Raw genomic sequence first — 16906 nt, 5'->3', positions numbered from 1 at the left:
CGGACTTCGAGGTCGATCATCCATGGTCCCTCGAGGATACCGAGCGGTGGATAGCGAGCCGGACCAGTCAGCCCTTCCTCCAGACGATCCGGGATCCGACCAGGCGCGGGCCGACGAGCCGGTGCTCCAGCCGGGTCGCGTCGCGCAGGAACGGCCGGGACAGGTACTGCCCGAGGATGACGCCCGCCGCCAACGCGATCGCGGTCGCCGCGGCGGAGATCAGCTGAGGGATCCCGTCCTGCCCGTCCGCCAGCAGCGTCAGGCCGCGGTAGATCGCCAGACCGGGCAGGAGCGGCACGATCGCGGGGACGACGACCACCAGCGGGGGCACCCGAAACCGACCGGCGACCGTGTGGCACACAGCACCCACCGCGATCGCGGCTCCCACGGAGGCGAAGGTGGACGCCAGCTCCGCCTGGTGCAGAACCACCCACACCCCCTGGCCGAGGGCGCCGACGAGTGCGACCGCCAGGACGGCGAAGATCGAGGCGTACGACGCGTAGGCGAACGCGGCCGCCGCGACGGCCGCGCCGATCAGCTGAGCCCCCACCGCGGCACTGCCGATCGTCCCCGGGTTGATCGCTCCCAGGTCCTGGCCGAACACCTTGCCCAGGCTGATCCCGGCGCTGACCCCGCCGACGATGCCGGTGGTGGCGAGCAGGGCGTCGAGGAGTCGGGCGCTTGCGGTGACCGGGTACTCGGTGATCGCGTCCTGAGTCGCTCCCATCACGCCGATCCCGGCGAGCAGCATCACGATCCCGGCGGTCACCACCCGCGACGGGTTCACGTCGAGGCCCACGGCGAGCGCGACGGCGGCGACCACTGTGGCCAGAGCGGCACCGGCGACCTGTTGGTAGAACGGCGGCAGCCGGTAGCGCGACATCAGTCGTTGGGTGCGGTGGATCGCGCCGGCGGTGAGGAAGGCGAGCGCGACGACCACGGGGCGACCGCCGAGCATGATCGCGACCCCGGCCCCCATCACGCCCCATCCGATCGTGACCGCCCACCGACTGCGGGGCGGGCCGGTCGACACGACCCGGGCCACCGCATCGCGGGCGTCGTCGCGGGTGATCTCCTTCTGCGCGAGGTCGTGCACGATCCGGTCGACCTGGGTGAGGACGCTGTAGTCCACCTCCCGACGCGTCACCCGGCGGACCTGGATCGTAGTCGGCTCTCCCGCGGTCAACTGCTGCCGCAGGGTGAGGTCGGTGTAGGTGACGTCGGCGGTGACACCGTTGATCCCGCAGGCCCGCGCCACCCCGACCATGGTCGCGACGACGTCGGCGGCACCGGCACCCGAGCACAGCAGGATCTCGCCGACGCGCAGTGCGAGGTCGAACGCCTTGTAGGTGTCGTCGTGCTCGGCCATGACTCGTTCCCGTCAGCTCCCGCCGGACGATCCACCCTGGGCTCCACGAGCCTGCTGAAGGCGCTGGATGGCCTCGTCGATGTCGAGGGCCCAGACGGCGTCACTCGTCGTCCCTGCGGCGATCCGGTCGACCCCCTCCACGGTGCCGCGGACGGCGTCGCGGACCTGGAGGACGCCGGCCTGCTCGTCCTCCTCAGCCGAGGCGGCGAGGGTGGTGAGCCGGTCCTCGAGCGCCACCACGCGGGGCCGGCTGGCCGTCCAGCCCTCAGCGACGCCGGCGAGCGTGGGCATGCCCGCGAGCCCGGGCAGGAGGTCGTGGGCGAGCCAGTCCGTCTCGGAGTCGGCGGCGTTCCGGGCAGCGAGCCAGCGCCCCTTCGCGCTCCGGCGGGTGGCGATGAAGACACCGGCCGCGCTCAGGGCGACGAGGATCGCGCCGAGGAGCCACCAGAGCCAGGTCGGGGCACCCTCGTCCGCGACCGGCGTCGTGTCGTCGTCGACCGGAGGCGCCGGCGTGGGGCTCGGGGTGGGTGTCGGAGTCGGCGTGGGGCTCGGCGTCGGAGTGGGCGTCGGCGTCGGCGTGGGAGTGGGCGTAGGAGTCGGGGTAGGCGTAGGAGTCGGGGTGGGCGTCGGAGTCGGCGTAGGAGTCGGGGTCGGGGTCGGCGTGGGCGTGGGCGTGGGCGTGGGCGTCACGCTCGCCGACTCGCTCGCGGTCTCGGTCGGTCGGGGTGACCGGGTCGGGGTCCGCGTCGGGGAGGGCTTCGGGAGGTTCGCCGTCGGCAACGCGACGCTCGGCGATGCACTCGAGGACGGATCCCGGTCGATCCGATCGCCGTCGCCGCAGCCGGTCATCGCGACCACCAGCGCCAGCGTTCCTGCACCCATCAGGACCTGCCGAACCGACGAATTCATCGGGCCTCCTTCGTTGCGGGGGCGCTCAATGCAGCCCCACCTTGAGCAATGTGACGAGCAGACCGAGACCGGCACCGGCGAGCGCGCTGAGGAGGCGGCCCCTCAGCGACAGTCCACCCCGGACACCGCCGATGTAGCTGTAGGTCGCGAGCAGGGCCACGCTCACCCACAGCGCGATCCAGGCCGAGGTGGCGAGCTCCGCCCCGAAGAGGCGGGTGACCAGGAGCACCAGGAGCGGCACCACCGATGCCGCGGCGAGAGGGATCGTCTCCACGAACGCGTGCCGCAGCGCGATCGTCGGGTGGTGCCCGTAGTTGAGGGACTTCCCGATCGTCATGGCGTGCAGGTGCGCGAGCCAGTAGACCCCGACGGTCGCCACGATGATCAGGCTCAGCTGAGCCGTCGAGTGCACGTGACCCGCGCTGTAGGCGATCGCCGAGGCACAGATCACGGTGCCGGTGATCGCGCCCTCACCGCCCGAGGCCAGGCCGAGGACGTCGGTGCGGGGCATGCGCGCGGGCTCGTGGGCCACGATCAGGGCTCCGATCTAGGAGATGACTGCGACGAGGCCGAGTCCCACGACGCTGAGGACGATCAAGTAGACCAGGATCGGCCAGACCCAGCGCAGATACGCCCCGTACGGGACGCGGGCGATCGCCAGACCACCCATCACGACCGCGGACGTCGGGACGAACAGGTTCATCACGCCCGACGCGCTCTGGAACGCGGTCACGACCAGTTCCGGGCTGACCCCGCTGAACGAGGCGAGCGGGCTCATGATCGGCATCGCCACGGTCGCCAGCCCCGACGTGGACGGGATCAGGAAGGAGAGCGGCAGGAAGAGGATGAACATCACGATCGCGAAGCCGCCCTGGCCGACGTCGCCGAGCGCCTGCTCGGCCCAGTTCAGCACGGTGTCGGTGATCTGGCCGTTGTTCATGATCACCGTGATGCCGCGGGCGATCCCGATGATCAGGGCGACCCCGAGCAGGTCGCGGGCGCCGTCCACGAACGAACCGGTCAGGTCCGTCTCGGAGAGGCCGCCAACGATCCCGATCAGGACGCTGAACAGGATGAACGACGCGGTCATCTCGGGGAACCACCACCACAGCGTGGGGAACGGCAGGTTGAGGTCCTCCCACGGGATGACGCCGTACATCATCACGCCGAAGGCGAGCCCGAACAGGCCGAGGATCACCTTCTGGCGACCCGTCATCGTGACATCGGCCTCGGCCGAACCGGCGCTGAAGTGCGCCTGGTTCGCCTCGCGCATGTCGGCGACGACGGACTTCGACGGGTCCTTCTTCACCCGGTCGGCGTAGCGGAGGACGAAGAAGATGCCACCGGCGAGACCGGCGACGAGGAGGACCAGACGCAGCACGAACCCGTCACTGATCGACGTCCCGGCGAAGCCGGAGGCGATCCCGGTCGCGAACGGGTTGATCGTGGAGCCGAACGTGCCGATGCCGCAGCCGAGCAGCACGACGGCGGCACCGGTCATGGCGTCGTACCCCGCGGCGATCATCACCGCGATGATCAGCGCGTAGAAGGCCAGGCTCTCCTCGGCCATGCCGTAGGTGGTGCCGCCGATCGCGAACACGATCATCAGGATCGGGATCATCCAGCGCTCGCGTCCGGCGAGCTTCTTGACCAGGCTGCCGATGCCGTTCTGGATCGCGCCGGTGCGCATCGTCACGCCGAGGAAGCCGCCGATGATGATGATGAACAACGCGACGTCGATCGCTCCGAAGAGCGTCCCGTCGTTGTAGTAGTTGATGTTGCCGTCGGCGTTCTCGATCCCGTACAGCCCGTTGATCGGCGCCGTGAGGGAGTCGATCAGGATCCGGGCCGGGTGCGAGTCCACCCCGTGGTAGGTCCCGGGGATCGGGCTGCCGTCTCCGTCGACGTCGTAGACGCCGGCGGGCACGATCCAGGTCGCGATCGCCATCAGCACGATCAGCGCGAACAGGATCGTGTACGCCGACGGGAGCCTGAATCCCTTCTTCGGCTCGACCGGCGTCTCCACCGATGAATCAGACATCCGTACCTCCTGAGGGTGAGGCCGTGGCCGTGACCGGTTGGTCCGGATCTCCCCACGGCTCGTCAGCGTTCGGGACCTTGAAACCGATGTATCCGTAGAGCACGTCCAGCAGCGGACTGAGGATGTTGAAGAAGCAGAACGGCAGGTAGGCGATCGTCGAGACGCCGAGCACGCCGGAGATGTAGGCGCCGCAGGTGTTCCACGGCACCAGCACCGAGGTGACCGTGCCCGAGTCCTCCACCGACCGGCTCAGCACCTCGGGGGCCAGACCCCGCTTGGCGAACTCGCCCCGGAACGTCCGGGCGGGTAGCACGTCGGCGACGTACTGGTCCCCGGCGATCACGTTGAGGCCGACCCCGCTGACCACGACGGAGCTGATCAGCGTGCCGCGCGAGTGGGCGGCGGCCACGACCGGCTGCAGCAGGCGTTGCAGGAAGCCGGCGCGCTCCATCACCGCGGCGAAGGAGAGCGCGCCCAGCACCAGCCAGATCGTGGTGAGCATGCTCGACATGCCGCCGCGGGAGAACAGCTCGTCGACGGGTGCAAAACCGGAGTCGCTGACGAACCCGGTCGCCATCGCGGCGTACCCCGCGTGGATCGCGGTGCCGACCGTGCCCAGGCTGGGGTCGTCGACGAAGGCGACCACGGCGTCCCACTGCAGGAACGGCGCGAGCACGGCGGCGAGCAGGGAGGAGCCGAGGATCGACAGGAACGGCGGCATCCGGAGCAGCGCGAGCACCACCAGCGCGAGCAGCGGGAGCAGGCACAGCGCCGAGATGGTGAAGGCCGAGCCCAGCGCCGCCCGCGCCTGCGCGACCGCGTCGCTGGAGTCGCCGGACGCGCTCCGGCCGAGGAAGAAGAAGATGATCAGGCTGACCACGAGGGCCGGCCCGGCGGTCCAGAGCATGTTCCTCACGTGCCGGCCGGTGGTGAGCCCACCGCCGACCAGCTTCGGCACGAGGATGGTCGTCTCCGAGAGCGGCGTCATCTTGTCGCCGAAGTACGCACCGCAGATCACCGCGCCGGCCGCGATCGCCTGGTCCAGGCCCAGCACGGTGCTCATCCCGACGAACGCGACCCCGAGGGTTCCGGCGGTCGTCCACGAGCTGCCGGTGACCATCCCCACCAGCGCGCACACGGCGGCGGCGGTGAAGTAGAACCAGGTCGGGCTGACGAAGCGGATGCCGATGTCGACGACGGTCGGGATGGTGCCCGCCATGTTCCAGGTGCCGATCAGGGCGCCGACCGCGAGCAGGATGAAGACCGCGCTCATCGCCGCCGTCACTCCCGAGACCGCCGCGTCCGCGACGCTCTCGACCGAGTGCCCGTTCTTGAAGGCGACCAGGCTGGCGAAGGCGGCGCTGAGCAGGAGCGCGACCTGGAGCGGGCCGTCGGTCGCACTGACCCCGAACAGGCCGATGGTCAGCGCCAGCAGCCCGATCAGGACGACGATCGGGGCGAGCGAGTCCAGCAGGCTGGGCTCCCGAGGTTCCTTCACCGGGCGACCTGAGCGATCGCACCCGTCTCGTCGCCCCGATGGTGCTCGTCCCCGTGCGCCTTGACCACCAGACCCACCAGGCAGGCGGCCGCGGCGATGATCAGGAGCCAGCGCCCGAGGCCCAGGGTGCTCACAGCGGGTCCCGCTCGATCGGGCAGGTCATGCAGTGCCCGCCACCTCGGCCCTTGCCGAGCTCGAAGCCCTCGATCGTGACGACCTCGATCCCGGCCTCGCGCATCTTCTTGATCGTGTGGGTGTTGCGTTCGTAGGCGACCACCACGCCCGGCTCGAGGGCCACCACGTTGTTGCCGTCGTCCCACTGCTCCCGTTCGGCCTGGTACTGGTCGCCCCCGGTCTCGACGACCCGGAGCTTGTCGACCCCGAGAGCGTCGGCGACGGCCGGCAGGAACCCCGGCTCCTCGGTGACGTGGAACGGTTTCCCGTTGACCCCCGGGCGCAGGCTGATCGCCCGGACGTTGTTCATCACCTTCGGGTACAGGGTGACGGCGTCGCGATCGAGCATGGTGAAGACGGTGTCGAGGTGCATGTGGGCGCGGTCCTTGGTCATCACGACCGCGATCACGCGCTCGGCGGCACCCTTCGCGAACAACGACTGCGCGACCTGCTCGATCATCCGGGCCTGGGAGCGCTCGCTCATCCCGATCAGGACGGTGCCGTTGCCGATCGGCTGGACGTCCCCACCCTCGAGCGAGGACCGGCCGAAGTCCTCGGCCCGGAACCTCTCGTCCTCGCCCAGGGTCGGGTACCAGAACTCGAAGTCGGCCTCGGCGAACATCGGGTGGTGCCGGTAGATGGTGGCGACGTTGAACGCCTCGAGGCGTCGGGCCGGCCAGTACATCGGGTTGATCGAGACGCCGCCGTAGATCCAGCACGAGGAGTCTCGAGTGAAGAGCGTGTTCGGCAGCGGCGGCAGCACGAAGGTGCCCTCGTCGTCGAGCGCGCTGGCGATCACCGACGAGGACTTCAGCGCGCCGACGTCGAGGCCCGACTCGGCGACGGTGAGGCCACCGATGACATGGGTGGCGAGCTGCTCGGGCGCCAGACCGCGGAGCGCGTCGCGGACCTGGTCGACCAGCGAGATGCCGACCGTCATCTCCGAGGCCACCACCTCGATCAGCCGCTCGCGTCCCGCCTCGCTGGCCGCGATGGCTTCGCCCAGCAGGTCCTGGAGCAGGAAGACCTCGACGCCGCGCTCCCGCATCCGGGCCACGAACTGGTCGTGCTCGTACTGGGCGCGCTCGACCCACAGCACGTCGTCGAAGAGCAGGTCGTCGTGGTTGGTCGGGGTGAGTCGCTTGAGGCTCAGATCCGGCCGGTGAACGATCACCTTGCGCAGCTTGCCGACCTCTGAATGCACTCCGAACGTCATCACTCCTCCATCCCGGACACGATCTGGGTGCCCGCCTTCTGTTCGAGAATCTCGGTGATCTGGCTCAGGGAGCCGATCGCTGCCCGGCCCCCGGTCGCCTCGACGAACCGACAGGCCGCCTCGACCTTCGGCCCCATCGAGCCGGCGGCGAACTCGGACCCGCGCAGCTCGGCAGGGGTGACCCGCGCCAGCGCCCGCTGCTCCGGGGTGCCCCAGTCGGCGTAGACCGCGTCCACGTCGGTGAGCATGATGAACAGGTCGGCCTCGACGTGCTGGGCCAGCAGCTGGCTGGCCAGGTCCTTGTCGATCACGGCCTCGACCCCGACGAGCGTGTCCGGGTCGGCGGGATCGAGCATCGTCGGGACGCCACCCCCGCCGGCACAGATCAGCACCACGCCCTGGTCGAGCAGCCAGTGGATGGGTCGGATCTCGAAGATCCGCTGAGGCTCCGGAGACGGCACCACCCGCCGCCAGCTGTCGCCGTCTGCCTTGAAGACCCAGCCCTTCTCGGCGGCCAACCGGTCGGCCTCGGCCCGGTCGTAGATCGGGCCGACGAACTTGGTCGGGTTGCCGAACGCCGGGTCGTTCGGGTCGACCTGCACCATCGTGAGGATGGTGGCCAGCGGCACCTCGCGCGGCAGGACGTTGCCCAGCTCCTGCTCGAGCATGTAGCCGATCATCCCCTGGGTCTGGGCCCCGAGGATGTCGAGCGGATAGGCCTCGACGTCCTTGTACGCCGCCGCCTGGAGCGCGAGCAGCCCGACCTGCGGTCCGTTGCCGTGGGAGAGGACCAGCTCGTGGTTCGCGGCGACCGCGGCCAGAGCCGGAGCCGCCGTACGGATGCTGGCGCGCTGGTTCTCCGCGGTCATCGCCTGACCGCGCTTGAGGAGCGCGTTGCCGCCCAGCGCCACCACGACCCGCATCGGGTCAGTCCCCGAGCGTGGCGACCATGATCGCCTTGATCGTGTGCAGCCGGTTCTCGGCCTGGTCGAAGACGATCGAGTGCTCGGACTCGAAGACCTCGTCGGTGACCTCGAGCGCTTCGAGACCGAACTCCTGGAAGATCTCCTCCCCCACCTTGGTCTCCCGGTTGTGGAAGGCCGGCAGGCAGTGCATGAACTTCACGTTCGGGTTCTTCGTCCGCGCCAGCACGTCGGAGTTGATCTGGTACGGCGTCAGCAGCCGGATCCGCTCGGCCCAGACACTGTGGTCCTCACCCATGGAGACCCACACGTCGGTGTAGAGGTAGTCGGCGCCGGCGACCCCCTCGTCGACGTCCTCGGTCAGCGTCAGCCGGGCACCGGTCTCGGCCGCGATCGCGCGGGCCTGGTCGATCAGCTCGTCGGCGGGCCACAGCTCGCGGGGCGCGCAGAGTCGGACGTCCATGCCGAACTTCACTCCGCCGATCATGAGGGAGTTCCCCATGTTGTTGCGGGCGTCGCCGAGGTAGCAGAACGCGATCTCGCTGAGGTGCTTCTCGGCGTGCTCGGTCATGGTCAGGACGTCGGCCAGGATCTGGGTGGGGTGGAACTCGTCGGTCAGCCCGTTCCACACCGGCACGCCGGCGTACTCCGCGAGGGTCTCCACGTTCGCCTGCGCCGAGCCGCGGTACTCGATCCCGTCGAAGGTCCGGCCCAGCACGCGGGCGGTGTCCTTCATCGACTCCTTGTGGCCGATCTGGGAGCCGCTCGGCTCCAGGTAGGTCACGTGCGCGCCCTGGTCCTTGGCGGCCGCCTCGAACGCGGTGCGGGTGCGGGTCGAGGTCTTCTCGAAGATCAACGCGATCTGCTTGCCGGTCAGGGTGGGCTGCTCGTAGCCGGCGTACTTGGCGGCCTTGAGGTCCGCGGAGAGCTTCAGCAGGAACTTCAGCTCGCCCGGGGTGAAGTCGAGCTCCTTGAGGAAGCTGCGGTTGCGCAGGTTGAACGACATGGGGAGTTCTCCTTGAGGACGTGGATCGCGGGCGGGCGGGTCAGGCGTGGGCGTGCTGGCGTCGGAGCACGAGCTTGATCAGCTCCTCGACCACGATGATCGAGGCGGCGATCCCGACGCAGATGCACCACTGGTCGAAGGTCAGGCCGGTCGTGCCGACGATCCGCTCGAGCAGGTCGAGGCCGGTGACCGCCACGATCGCGATCAACGAGATGCCGTAGAGCTTGAGCTGGCTGGCAGCCGGGATCGCGTCCCGGTCGAAGATGGTGCCGATCTGGTCCCGGCTGAGCAGGGCGCCGAACAGGTGGAAGAAGGCCAACGCGGTGAGCAGCATCGTCGAGGCGACGACGGCGTCGGCCTGGTGGTCGCCGATCTGGTAGGCCGCGAGCGCCCCGATCGTCATCACCGCTCCCTGGATGCACAGCCGGACCCAGTTCGCCGTGGAGAGCACGGGGGCTCCGACCTTGCGCGGGGGCAGCTTCATCAGACCCTGCGCCGGCCGGTCGAAGCCGAGCGCGATCGCGAGCGGCAGGTCGATGACCATGTTGAGCCACAGGATCTGCAGCGGGTTGAGCGGCGAGCCGTTGGCGATGTTGAGGATGCCGGCGCCGATGAACACCGCGATGTAGGCCACCAGGGTGGACATCTGGAAGCGCAGGTACTTGAGCAGGTTGTCGTAGAGAGCCCGTCCGTAGGAGACCGCGCCGACGATGGTGGCGAAGTTGTCGTCGGTGAGCACCATGACCGCGGCTTCCTTGGACACCTCCGTCCCGGTGATCCCCATCGCGACACCGATGTCGGCCTTCTTCAGCGCCGGAGCGTCGTTGACCCCGTCGCCGGTCATCGCGACGACGTTGCCCTTCTCCTGCAGCAGGCGGACCAGGCGCACCTTGTCCTCGGGAGCGACGCGGGCCACGACGCCGATCTCGTCGATCTGCGACAGGAGCTCGGGGTCACTCATCGCGGCGAACTCGGCGCCGGTGATGGCCCGTCCCTCGATGCCCAGCTCGGAGGCGATGGCGGCCGCGGTCGTGGCGTGGTCACCGGTGATCATCCGGACCTGGATCCCGGCCGAGTGGCACTCGGCGATGGCGACCTTGGCCTCGGGTCGCGGCGGGTCGACGATGCCGACCATGGCCAGCAGGGTCAGGTCGGTCACGAGCTCGAAGTTGTTGCCGTCGCGGACCACGTCGGCAGGTGCGAAGTCGCGCTGGGCGACGACCATGACGCGCTCACCCTTGGCGGCGATCTCGTCGTTGGCGGCGACCGCGAGCGGCCGGGTCTCGTCGGTGATCGGGACGATCGTGCCGTCCGGGTGCCGCAGCGAGGCGGACCGGGCGAGCAGCACGTCGGGGGCACCCTTGACGTAGCAGCGCACGACCGGCTGGCCGGAGTCGGAGACGGCGTCGTGGAAGGTCGCCATGAACTTGTAGTCGGAGTCGAACGGCACCTCGGCCACCCGGGGGTGGGCCGCCCGGGTCTCGGTGATGTCGAGCCCGCCCTTGGCGCCGAGGACGATCAGGGCGCCCTCGGTCGGGTCGCCGATCAGGTTCTCCCCGTCGAGCACCGCGTCGGCGCAGAGCACCATCGGGAGCAGGTAGGGGTCGAGGTCGTAGCGCTGGCCGCCGACGTGGCTGATCTGGCCGGCCGTGCTGTAGCCCTCACCGGAGACGGTGTAGCGGTTCTGCCCGGGGATCACGATCTCGCGGGCGGTCATCTTGTTCAGGGTGAGCGTGCCGGTCTTGTCCGAGCAGATCGCCGAGGTCGATCCCAGGGTCTCGACGGCCGGGAGCCGCTTGACGATGGCGTGCCGGGCGGCGATCTCGCGCGTCCCCATCGACAGCAGCGCCGTGACGACCGCGGGGAGACCGGTGGGGATGGCGGCGACGGCGAGCGCGACGCCGGTGATGAACAGGGTGTCGAACGACTCTCCCCGCGCCAGGCCGAGCAGGACCACGATGATCAGGGCGACGCCCGCGATCGAGGCGATGATCTTGGACAACGAGTCGAGCTGCTTCTGCAGCGGCGTCTTGTTGGCGGTGGTGTTGGCGAGCATGTGGGCGATGTGCCCGATCTCCGTGCTCATGCCGGTCGAGGTGACGATCAGCTCACCGCGCCCGCGCGTGACGGAGGTGTTCATGTAGGCCATGCACACCCGGTCGCCCAGCGGCACCTCGTCGCCGAGCACGGGGTCGATCGACTTCCCCACCGGGAGGCTCTCGCCGGTGAGGGCCGCCTCCTCGATCTCGAGCGTGGCAGCGACCACCACCCGAGCGTCGGCGGGAACGCGGTTGCCGGCCTCCACCAGGACGACGTCTCCGGGGACCAGCTCCTCGGCGTCGATCTCGATCGCCACGCCGTCGCGCCGCACCCGGGTGATCGTCTTCATCATCTGGGAGAGCGCCTTGACGCTGTTCTCGGCCTTGGACTCCTGCCGGAGGCCGACGACGGCGTTGAAGACGGTGAGACCGATCAGGACGACGGTCGTGCCAGTGTCACCGGTGACGATCTGGTTGATCACCGCGGCTGCGACGAGCACGAGCTGCATGAAGTCCTCGTACTGGCGGAGGAACGCCCGCCAGCCGGGCTCGTGCTTGCCCTCGGCGAGGCGGTTGTGGCCGTAGGTCTCGAGCCGGGCCGCCGCTTCGGTCGCGGAGAGTCCGCGTTCTGGATCGACGCCCAGGGAGACCGCGAGCTCACCCGCCCCCGACGAGACGGGATCGACCACGCCGCTTCCTGCGAGCTTCGAAGTCTCATTACTGGTCATGCGTTTCCTCCCCGAAGGGGCGCGATCCTCGCCCAAAGCGTCGTTGCTCGTCGATCGTGGAGAGGGGGCGGGTGGTCCGGCCTCACCCCTCGCAGGGTGGGGTTGGCGCTGGGGTCCTAGGACCTCTGACTCAGGCGGGTCATTCCGCTGCGGAGTTTTGGGGCGCCCGGCTACGGTCTGGATCCATCGAATCCCCCCCTTGCGCGGGTGGTGTGAGTCCGCAGAACGCGGTGGGAGCCTCGAATCGTTCTTGAAGTCCTACGCATGAGGGAGTCACCGATGACAGATGTTGGACCGATCGACTACTTGGCCGTGGAGTTCCCCGGCGCCAGGCTGGACGGTGAGGGACTCGCCGAGCTGCTGAACCTCGTCGACGCCGGCATCATCCGGATCCTCGACCTCCGGGTCGCGAAGGTCGAGCTGGACGGGACCTTCACGGCCGTCGCGATCGCCGACCTCGATGGCGACGGAGAGCTGGACCTCGCGGTCTTCTCAGGCATCGAGTCCGGCCTGATCGACGAGGACGACCTCGCCCAGAGCGCGAGCCTGATCGAGCCGGGCAACGCCGTCGGCGTCCTGATCTACGAGAACACGTGGGCCGGGCCGTTCGTCAGCGCGCTGCGGAACAACGGCGCCGAGGTCATCGCCAGCGGGCGCATCCCTGCCGACGAGGTCCTGGCCGCACTTGACGAACTGGAAGCCGGATCTCCGGCGGAATGAGAGGACTGACCCATGGGACTTGTTCGAGGAATGGCACGCACCGCGGTCGTCGCGGGAACGGCGACGGCCGTGTCCAACCGGGTGTCGCGACGCCAAGCCGGACGCTGGGAGCAGCAGTACCAGGCTGAGCAGTACCAGGCCCAGCAGGCCGCGCCGCCGCAGCAGCAGTACGCCCCGCCGCCGCCCGCCCCGGCCGCTCCGGCGGAGGACGACATCATCACCAAGCTGGAGAAGCTCGGCGACCTGCACGCCCGCGGCATCCTGACCGACGAGGAATTCACGGCCCAGAAGGCCGCGCTGCTCGCCTGATCCGGCGCTCGTACCCGAACAGGGGTGGGTCCTGAGGACCCACCCCTGTTCCACGCCCGCAGTTTCGACGATCCACAGTTCGTCCACGAGCGCAGGCCAACCGTTGACAGGGTGTCGTGCCCTTGCCCTAGCATCGATTCTCGCGTAGATCCCCGCCGGCCGCCGTCAGGAGACGGAACCTTGGTAGATCCGAGCAGTCCCTCTTACCCCTCCCGGGGTGGGCACGATTCACCGTTCTTCCGGTCACGCCTCCGGGTGCCCGCGAAGCCGCGGCACTTCGTGGCTCGAGTGCGCCTCAACGACCTCCTCACCAGCCTCTCCGACTATCCCGTCACGGCGTTGGTCGCCCCGGCAGGGGCGGGGAAGACCACCCTCGCCGCGGACTGGCTGCGCCGCCTACCCCGCACCGGTGCCTGGCTCACCCTGGACGAGGCGGACCGCGATCCGCGGCACCTGGTCGAGTCGCTGGCGGCAGTCCTCGACCGGGTCGTGCCCGGCATGGCCGAGGCCGTCGCCTCCGAGCTGACCCTGCTGCCCTCCCCCACCGGAGACGACAGCGTCCACATCCTGGTGAACGTGCTCGAGGATCTGTGGACCGAGCCCGTGATGCTGGTCCTCGACGACGTGCACCGGCTCGACGACGATCCCACTGCTGCTGCGGCGATCGCCGCCTTCGTCGAGCACAAGCCTGACTGGCTGGGCCTCCTGCTGATCAGCCGCCGTCGGCTACCGCTGCCGGTCGACCGGTTGCGCGCGGCCGGCACGTTGGCCGACGTCACGTTCGACGCGCTGAAGTTCACCGAGGCCGAGGCGACCGAGCTGCTCAGCGGCCTCTGCCCCGACGCCAGCCCGCAGGAGCTTCCCGATGTGACGGCCTGGGCTGGCGGGTGGGCCGCGGCGATCCAGCTGGCCGCCCTGGCAGTGCGGTCGCAGCGCGAGGCCCTGCACGGCCCCGATGCCGATCCCCACGAGACCCCGGTCGGCTCGGACGGCATCGTGATCGACTACCTCTGGCACGAGGTGCTGGGAGCTGAGCGCCCTCGGATGGTCGACCTCCTGCTCGACATCGCCGTCGTCGAGGAGGTGAGCTACCCGATCGCCGAAGCCCTGACGCTGCGGGCCGACACCGGCGACCTCCTGGCCGAGGCCGAGAACCGTGGCCTGTTCCTGACCAAGGTCGACGGTGGCTGGTTCGAGATGCACGGGCTGGTGCGCGGGCTCCTGCTCGACGAGTTGCAACGACGCTGGCCCGACCGAGTGCGTCGTCAGCACATCCGCGCAGCCGAATGGTTCGAAGGCGCAGGCGACCAACGCAGCGCCCTGGACCACTGGATGGCGTCCGGCATGTACAGCGACGCCGTACGGATCCTGGCGTCCCTGTCCTCGGAGCTGTTCGAGGCCGGCCAGTCGGAGGTGATCCGGGAGAAGCTGGACGAGATCGCGCCGCACCTCGTCGACGCCGATGCCACCGCCCTGATCGATCTGGCCTGGTGCCAGCTCTTCCTCGACAAGAACACGTTCGAGCTCGCCGTCTCCGCGGCGGAGGACGCCACGGCCGAGGCGGACCGGAGCAACGGACGCCTGATGACGCTGCGCTCGATGTCCGCGCTGATCGGCGGCGACTGGAACGAGTGCGAGCGCTACGCGCGCTCGGCCCTCGAGCTGGTGCAGGAGCCGGCCTGGCTCGACACCCTGGGCCAGTTCGGTTGGTCCCTGGTCGCCCACGGCATCGCGCTCGACGAACGCTGGGACGACGCCAGCCCCGATGTCACCCGGGCGAAGGCGGGCACCAGCCACCACCCGCAGCGCGCCATCGCCCTGGAGGGAACCCGCGCGATCGGCCTGGCCCTGTCGGGCAGCCCGTACGAGGCGCTGCGGACGACGACTGCGGGTCGACAGAGCCTGGCCGCGAGCGGTCTCAGCACGGTGCAGAGCGAGCTGACCCTCGGTGAGGCGGTCGCCGCGCGGGAGCTCGGCGACAAGTCCCAGGCACGCCGGTTGCTCGAGGAGCTGACGCGCCACCCGTCGTACCCCAACCCGTTCATCCAGCTGACGGCCCAGCTGGAGCTGGTGGCGCTGCACCTGTCCAACGGCGAGATCGACGAGGCGGACGGCGTCTTCCACGCCGCGTCCGAGGCCTGCGAGGCGACCCGGGCACGGAGGTCGGCGACCGATCGTCTGGCCCGCTCCGGGGTGATCCTGGAGACCGCCCGCGGTGATCTGGACGCCGCCGAGCGGTGGGCGCGACGGATCGAGGACCCGTTCTGGCGCCCGATCGGCGAGGTGCGGGTGGCCGCGGCCCGGCACGAGCACGGCCAGGCGGCGACCGCGCTCAAGTACGCGAAGCCGCGCTGCGCCCGGCACGAGGTGATCCGCCACCTGATGGCGGCCTCGACGTTGCGGCACGACGATCGTCCGCAGGCGGAGAAGTCGGTCCTGGCCGCCTGCGAGCTCGCCGCCGAGCGCGGGATGCTGGAGACGGTCGGCGCCGAGGGCCGCGAGGTCGCGGACCTCTTCGAGCTCGCCGCCTGGCGGGTCCCCGACGCGTGGATGCAGCGGCTGCGCTTGGTGATCACCAACGCCGAGATCTCCGCCCCCCACCAGCCCGAGTCCCGCTCGGACATCCTCACCGCCCGCGAGCGCGAGGTGCTCCGGCTGCTCCCGAGCCGCCTCACCCTGCACGAGGTCGCCTCGGAGCTCTTCGTCTCGCACAACACGCTCAAGTTCCACCTGCGCGTGATCTACCAGAAGCTCGGCGTGAACAGCCGCGCCGAAGCGGTCGACGCCGCCCGCCGGATCGGCCTCCTCCGCCGCGCCTGACCCTGCCTTCTTTCGCCGAGATGGCCCGTCTGGCCCGCCGAGATGGCCGGAATGGGCCGCCGAGATGGCCCGTCTGGTGCGCCAATGAGACCGGCCCGGCCGCTGCTTCCGCAGCGACCGGGCCGGTCTTCAGCAATCGTCAGGACAGGAGCTTCGCCTTGGCCTGCTGGAACTCGGCCTCGGTGATGCTGCCGCTCTTCTGCAGCTCGGCGAGCTGAGCGATCTCAGCAGCGGTGCTGGTGCCGCCGCCGGAGACGCTCTGGACGTACTGCCGCATCTGGTCGTCACGCCGCTGGGCGTCGCGCACGGCGTGCTCACCCATCTTCTTGCCACGGGCGATCAGGTAGACGAAGACACCGAGGTAGGGCAGGAAGATCACGAAGATCGTCCACAGTGCCTTGCCCCACCCGCCCAGGTCGTCGCTCCGGAAGATGTCGCTGAACACGGTGATGAGCAGCCAGATCCAGATGAAGAACAGGAAGAACCACAACATGGACAGGAAAACATCGCCGGGCGTGTACTCCAGAACCGAAACCATTTACGCCTCCTGAGCGCTTAGTAGTAGCCGGACCTGCTCCCAAAAAGGAGTCCGGCTTCGGCGACCATGCTGCCGGGTGGCGGGTCGGGTGACAACCCCCTTCAACCACCCCTCAGGGGGTAGGGAATGGCGAATTTCGGCCAGGACCTGGGGTTCGGCCCACCCCGGCTAGCCTGCAGGGAGACCGGGATCGGTCCGGAGGCCGCCAGAGGAGTACCGATGAAGCTCAAACAGGCGTGGTTGAGACTGATCGACCGCACCCTGAACAAGGCGACGACTCGTCTCGCTCGGACGGGACACGGGCCGATCTCCCTGGTCCGCCACCGCGGCCGCAAGTCTGGCACGATCTACGAGACCCCGATCATCGTCGCGCCGGTCGACGGCGGGTTCATGTGCGAGCTCACCTACGGCGACCAGGTCGCCTGGTACCGCAACCTCGTCGCGGCCGGCGAGGGTGATCTGTTGTTCCGCGGCACCTGGCACCACATCGAGGCGATCGAGACCGTCTCGGCCGAGGTCGGACGAGCCGCCTTCGCCGGTCCGGCCGGCATCATCCTGGCGGTGCTCCACCGTGAACAGTTCCGCTTCCTGCGCACGCAGGGCTGAGTCACCGCGA

At 69.5% G+C, this 16906-nt stretch carries 15 protein-coding genes; 4 read left to right on the top strand and 11 right to left on the bottom strand.

The annotated features are described in order from the left end of the window. Positions 1-67: 67 nt before the first annotated feature. The 10 genes from ACZ5J1_RS02530 to ACZ5J1_RS02485 are packed head-to-tail and all read right to left on the bottom strand — an operon-like array spanning position 68 to position 11903. On the bottom strand, positions 68-1369 hold the full coding sequence (locus ACZ5J1_RS02530; protein WP_464562201.1) for a threonine/serine exporter family protein: 1302 nt from the start codon (positions 1367-1369) through the stop codon (positions 68-70). Between the two features lie 12 nt (positions 1370-1381). Beyond that, positions 1382-2278, bottom strand: coding sequence for a hypothetical protein (locus ACZ5J1_RS02525; RefSeq protein ID WP_464562199.1), 897 nt, complete (start codon positions 2276-2278; stop codon positions 1382-1384). A 25-nt stretch (positions 2279-2303) separates the two neighbouring features. Next, a complete protein-coding gene (locus ACZ5J1_RS02520) occupies positions 2304-2789 on the bottom strand; it encodes a hypothetical protein (protein ID WP_464562197.1) in 486 nt (161 codons plus the stop codon). Between the two features lie 36 nt (positions 2790-2825). Beyond that, positions 2826-4319, bottom strand: coding sequence for a YfcC family protein (locus ACZ5J1_RS02515; protein WP_464562195.1), 1494 nt, complete (start codon positions 4317-4319; stop codon positions 2826-2828). Next, positions 4312-5817 carry a Na+/H+ antiporter NhaC family protein gene (locus ACZ5J1_RS02510; protein ID WP_464562193.1) on the bottom strand — a complete coding sequence of 502 codons (1506 nt, stop codon included), beginning with the start codon at positions 5815-5817 and terminating at the stop codon, positions 4312-4314. The genes ACZ5J1_RS02515 and ACZ5J1_RS02510 overlap by 8 nt, the downstream gene beginning before the upstream one ends. After that, positions 5814-5951 carry a hypothetical protein gene (locus ACZ5J1_RS02505; RefSeq protein WP_464562191.1) on the bottom strand — a complete coding sequence of 46 codons (138 nt, stop codon included), beginning with the start codon at positions 5949-5951 and terminating at the stop codon, positions 5814-5816. The genes ACZ5J1_RS02510 and ACZ5J1_RS02505 overlap by 4 nt, the downstream gene beginning before the upstream one ends. Beyond that, complete coding sequence (locus ACZ5J1_RS02500) at positions 5948-7207, bottom strand: arginine deiminase (RefSeq protein ID WP_464562190.1); 1260 nt, start codon at positions 7205-7207, stop codon at positions 5948-5950. Before ACZ5J1_RS02500 ends, ACZ5J1_RS02505 begins: the two co-directional genes overlap by 4 nt. After that, on the bottom strand, positions 7207-8130 hold the full coding sequence (arcC, locus tag ACZ5J1_RS02495) for a carbamate kinase (protein WP_464562188.1): 924 nt from the start codon (positions 8128-8130) through the stop codon (positions 7207-7209). The genes ACZ5J1_RS02500 and arcC overlap by 1 nt, the downstream gene beginning before the upstream one ends. Before the next feature lie 4 nt (positions 8131-8134). Further along, the gene (gene argF, locus ACZ5J1_RS02490; protein WP_464562186.1) at positions 8135-9136 is read right to left on the bottom strand and encodes an ornithine carbamoyltransferase; all 1002 of its coding nucleotides are present in this window, start codon (positions 9134-9136) and stop codon (positions 8135-8137) included. Between the two features lie 40 nt (positions 9137-9176). After that, on the bottom strand, positions 9177-11903 hold the full coding sequence (locus ACZ5J1_RS02485) for a cation-translocating P-type ATPase (protein ID WP_464562184.1): 2727 nt from the start codon (positions 11901-11903) through the stop codon (positions 9177-9179). Positions 11904-12182: 279 nt separating this feature from the next. Here ACZ5J1_RS02485 and ACZ5J1_RS02480 point away from each other — a divergent pair, with 279 nt between their 5' ends. From ACZ5J1_RS02480 to ACZ5J1_RS02470, 3 genes are all read left to right on the top strand, one after another. Continuing rightward, the gene (locus tag ACZ5J1_RS02480) at positions 12183-12623 is read left to right on the top strand and encodes a DUF6325 family protein (RefSeq protein ID WP_464562182.1); all 441 of its coding nucleotides are present in this window, start codon (positions 12183-12185) and stop codon (positions 12621-12623) included. 12 nt (positions 12624-12635) lie between these two features. Beyond that, positions 12636-12932, top strand: a complete 297-nt coding sequence (locus tag ACZ5J1_RS02475) for an SHOCT domain-containing protein (RefSeq protein ID WP_464562180.1) — start codon at positions 12636-12638, stop codon at positions 12930-12932. Between the two features lie 279 nt (positions 12933-13211). Continuing rightward, a complete protein-coding gene (locus ACZ5J1_RS02470) occupies positions 13212-15752 on the top strand; it encodes a LuxR C-terminal-related transcriptional regulator (protein ID WP_464562178.1) in 2541 nt (846 codons plus the stop codon). A gap of 139 nt (positions 15753-15891) precedes the next feature. Here the strand turns inward: ACZ5J1_RS02470 and ACZ5J1_RS02465 are convergent, their stop codons facing one another. Next, the gene (locus ACZ5J1_RS02465; RefSeq protein ID WP_464562177.1) at positions 15892-16245 is read right to left on the bottom strand and encodes an SHOCT domain-containing protein; all 354 of its coding nucleotides are present in this window, start codon (positions 16243-16245) and stop codon (positions 15892-15894) included. Between the two features lie 264 nt (positions 16246-16509). On the opposite strand from ACZ5J1_RS02465, the gene ACZ5J1_RS02460 reads away from it, so the two are divergent. Further along, the gene (locus ACZ5J1_RS02460) at positions 16510-16896 is read left to right on the top strand and encodes a nitroreductase/quinone reductase family protein (RefSeq protein WP_464562175.1); all 387 of its coding nucleotides are present in this window, start codon (positions 16510-16512) and stop codon (positions 16894-16896) included. Positions 16897-16906: the final 10 nt, after the last annotated feature.

The sequence above is a fragment of the Nocardioides sp. JCM 18999 genome (genome assembly GCF_055391175.1).
Note: the sequence above shows the minus strand (reverse complement) of the source record. Positions and strands in the feature narration are given on the sequence as shown.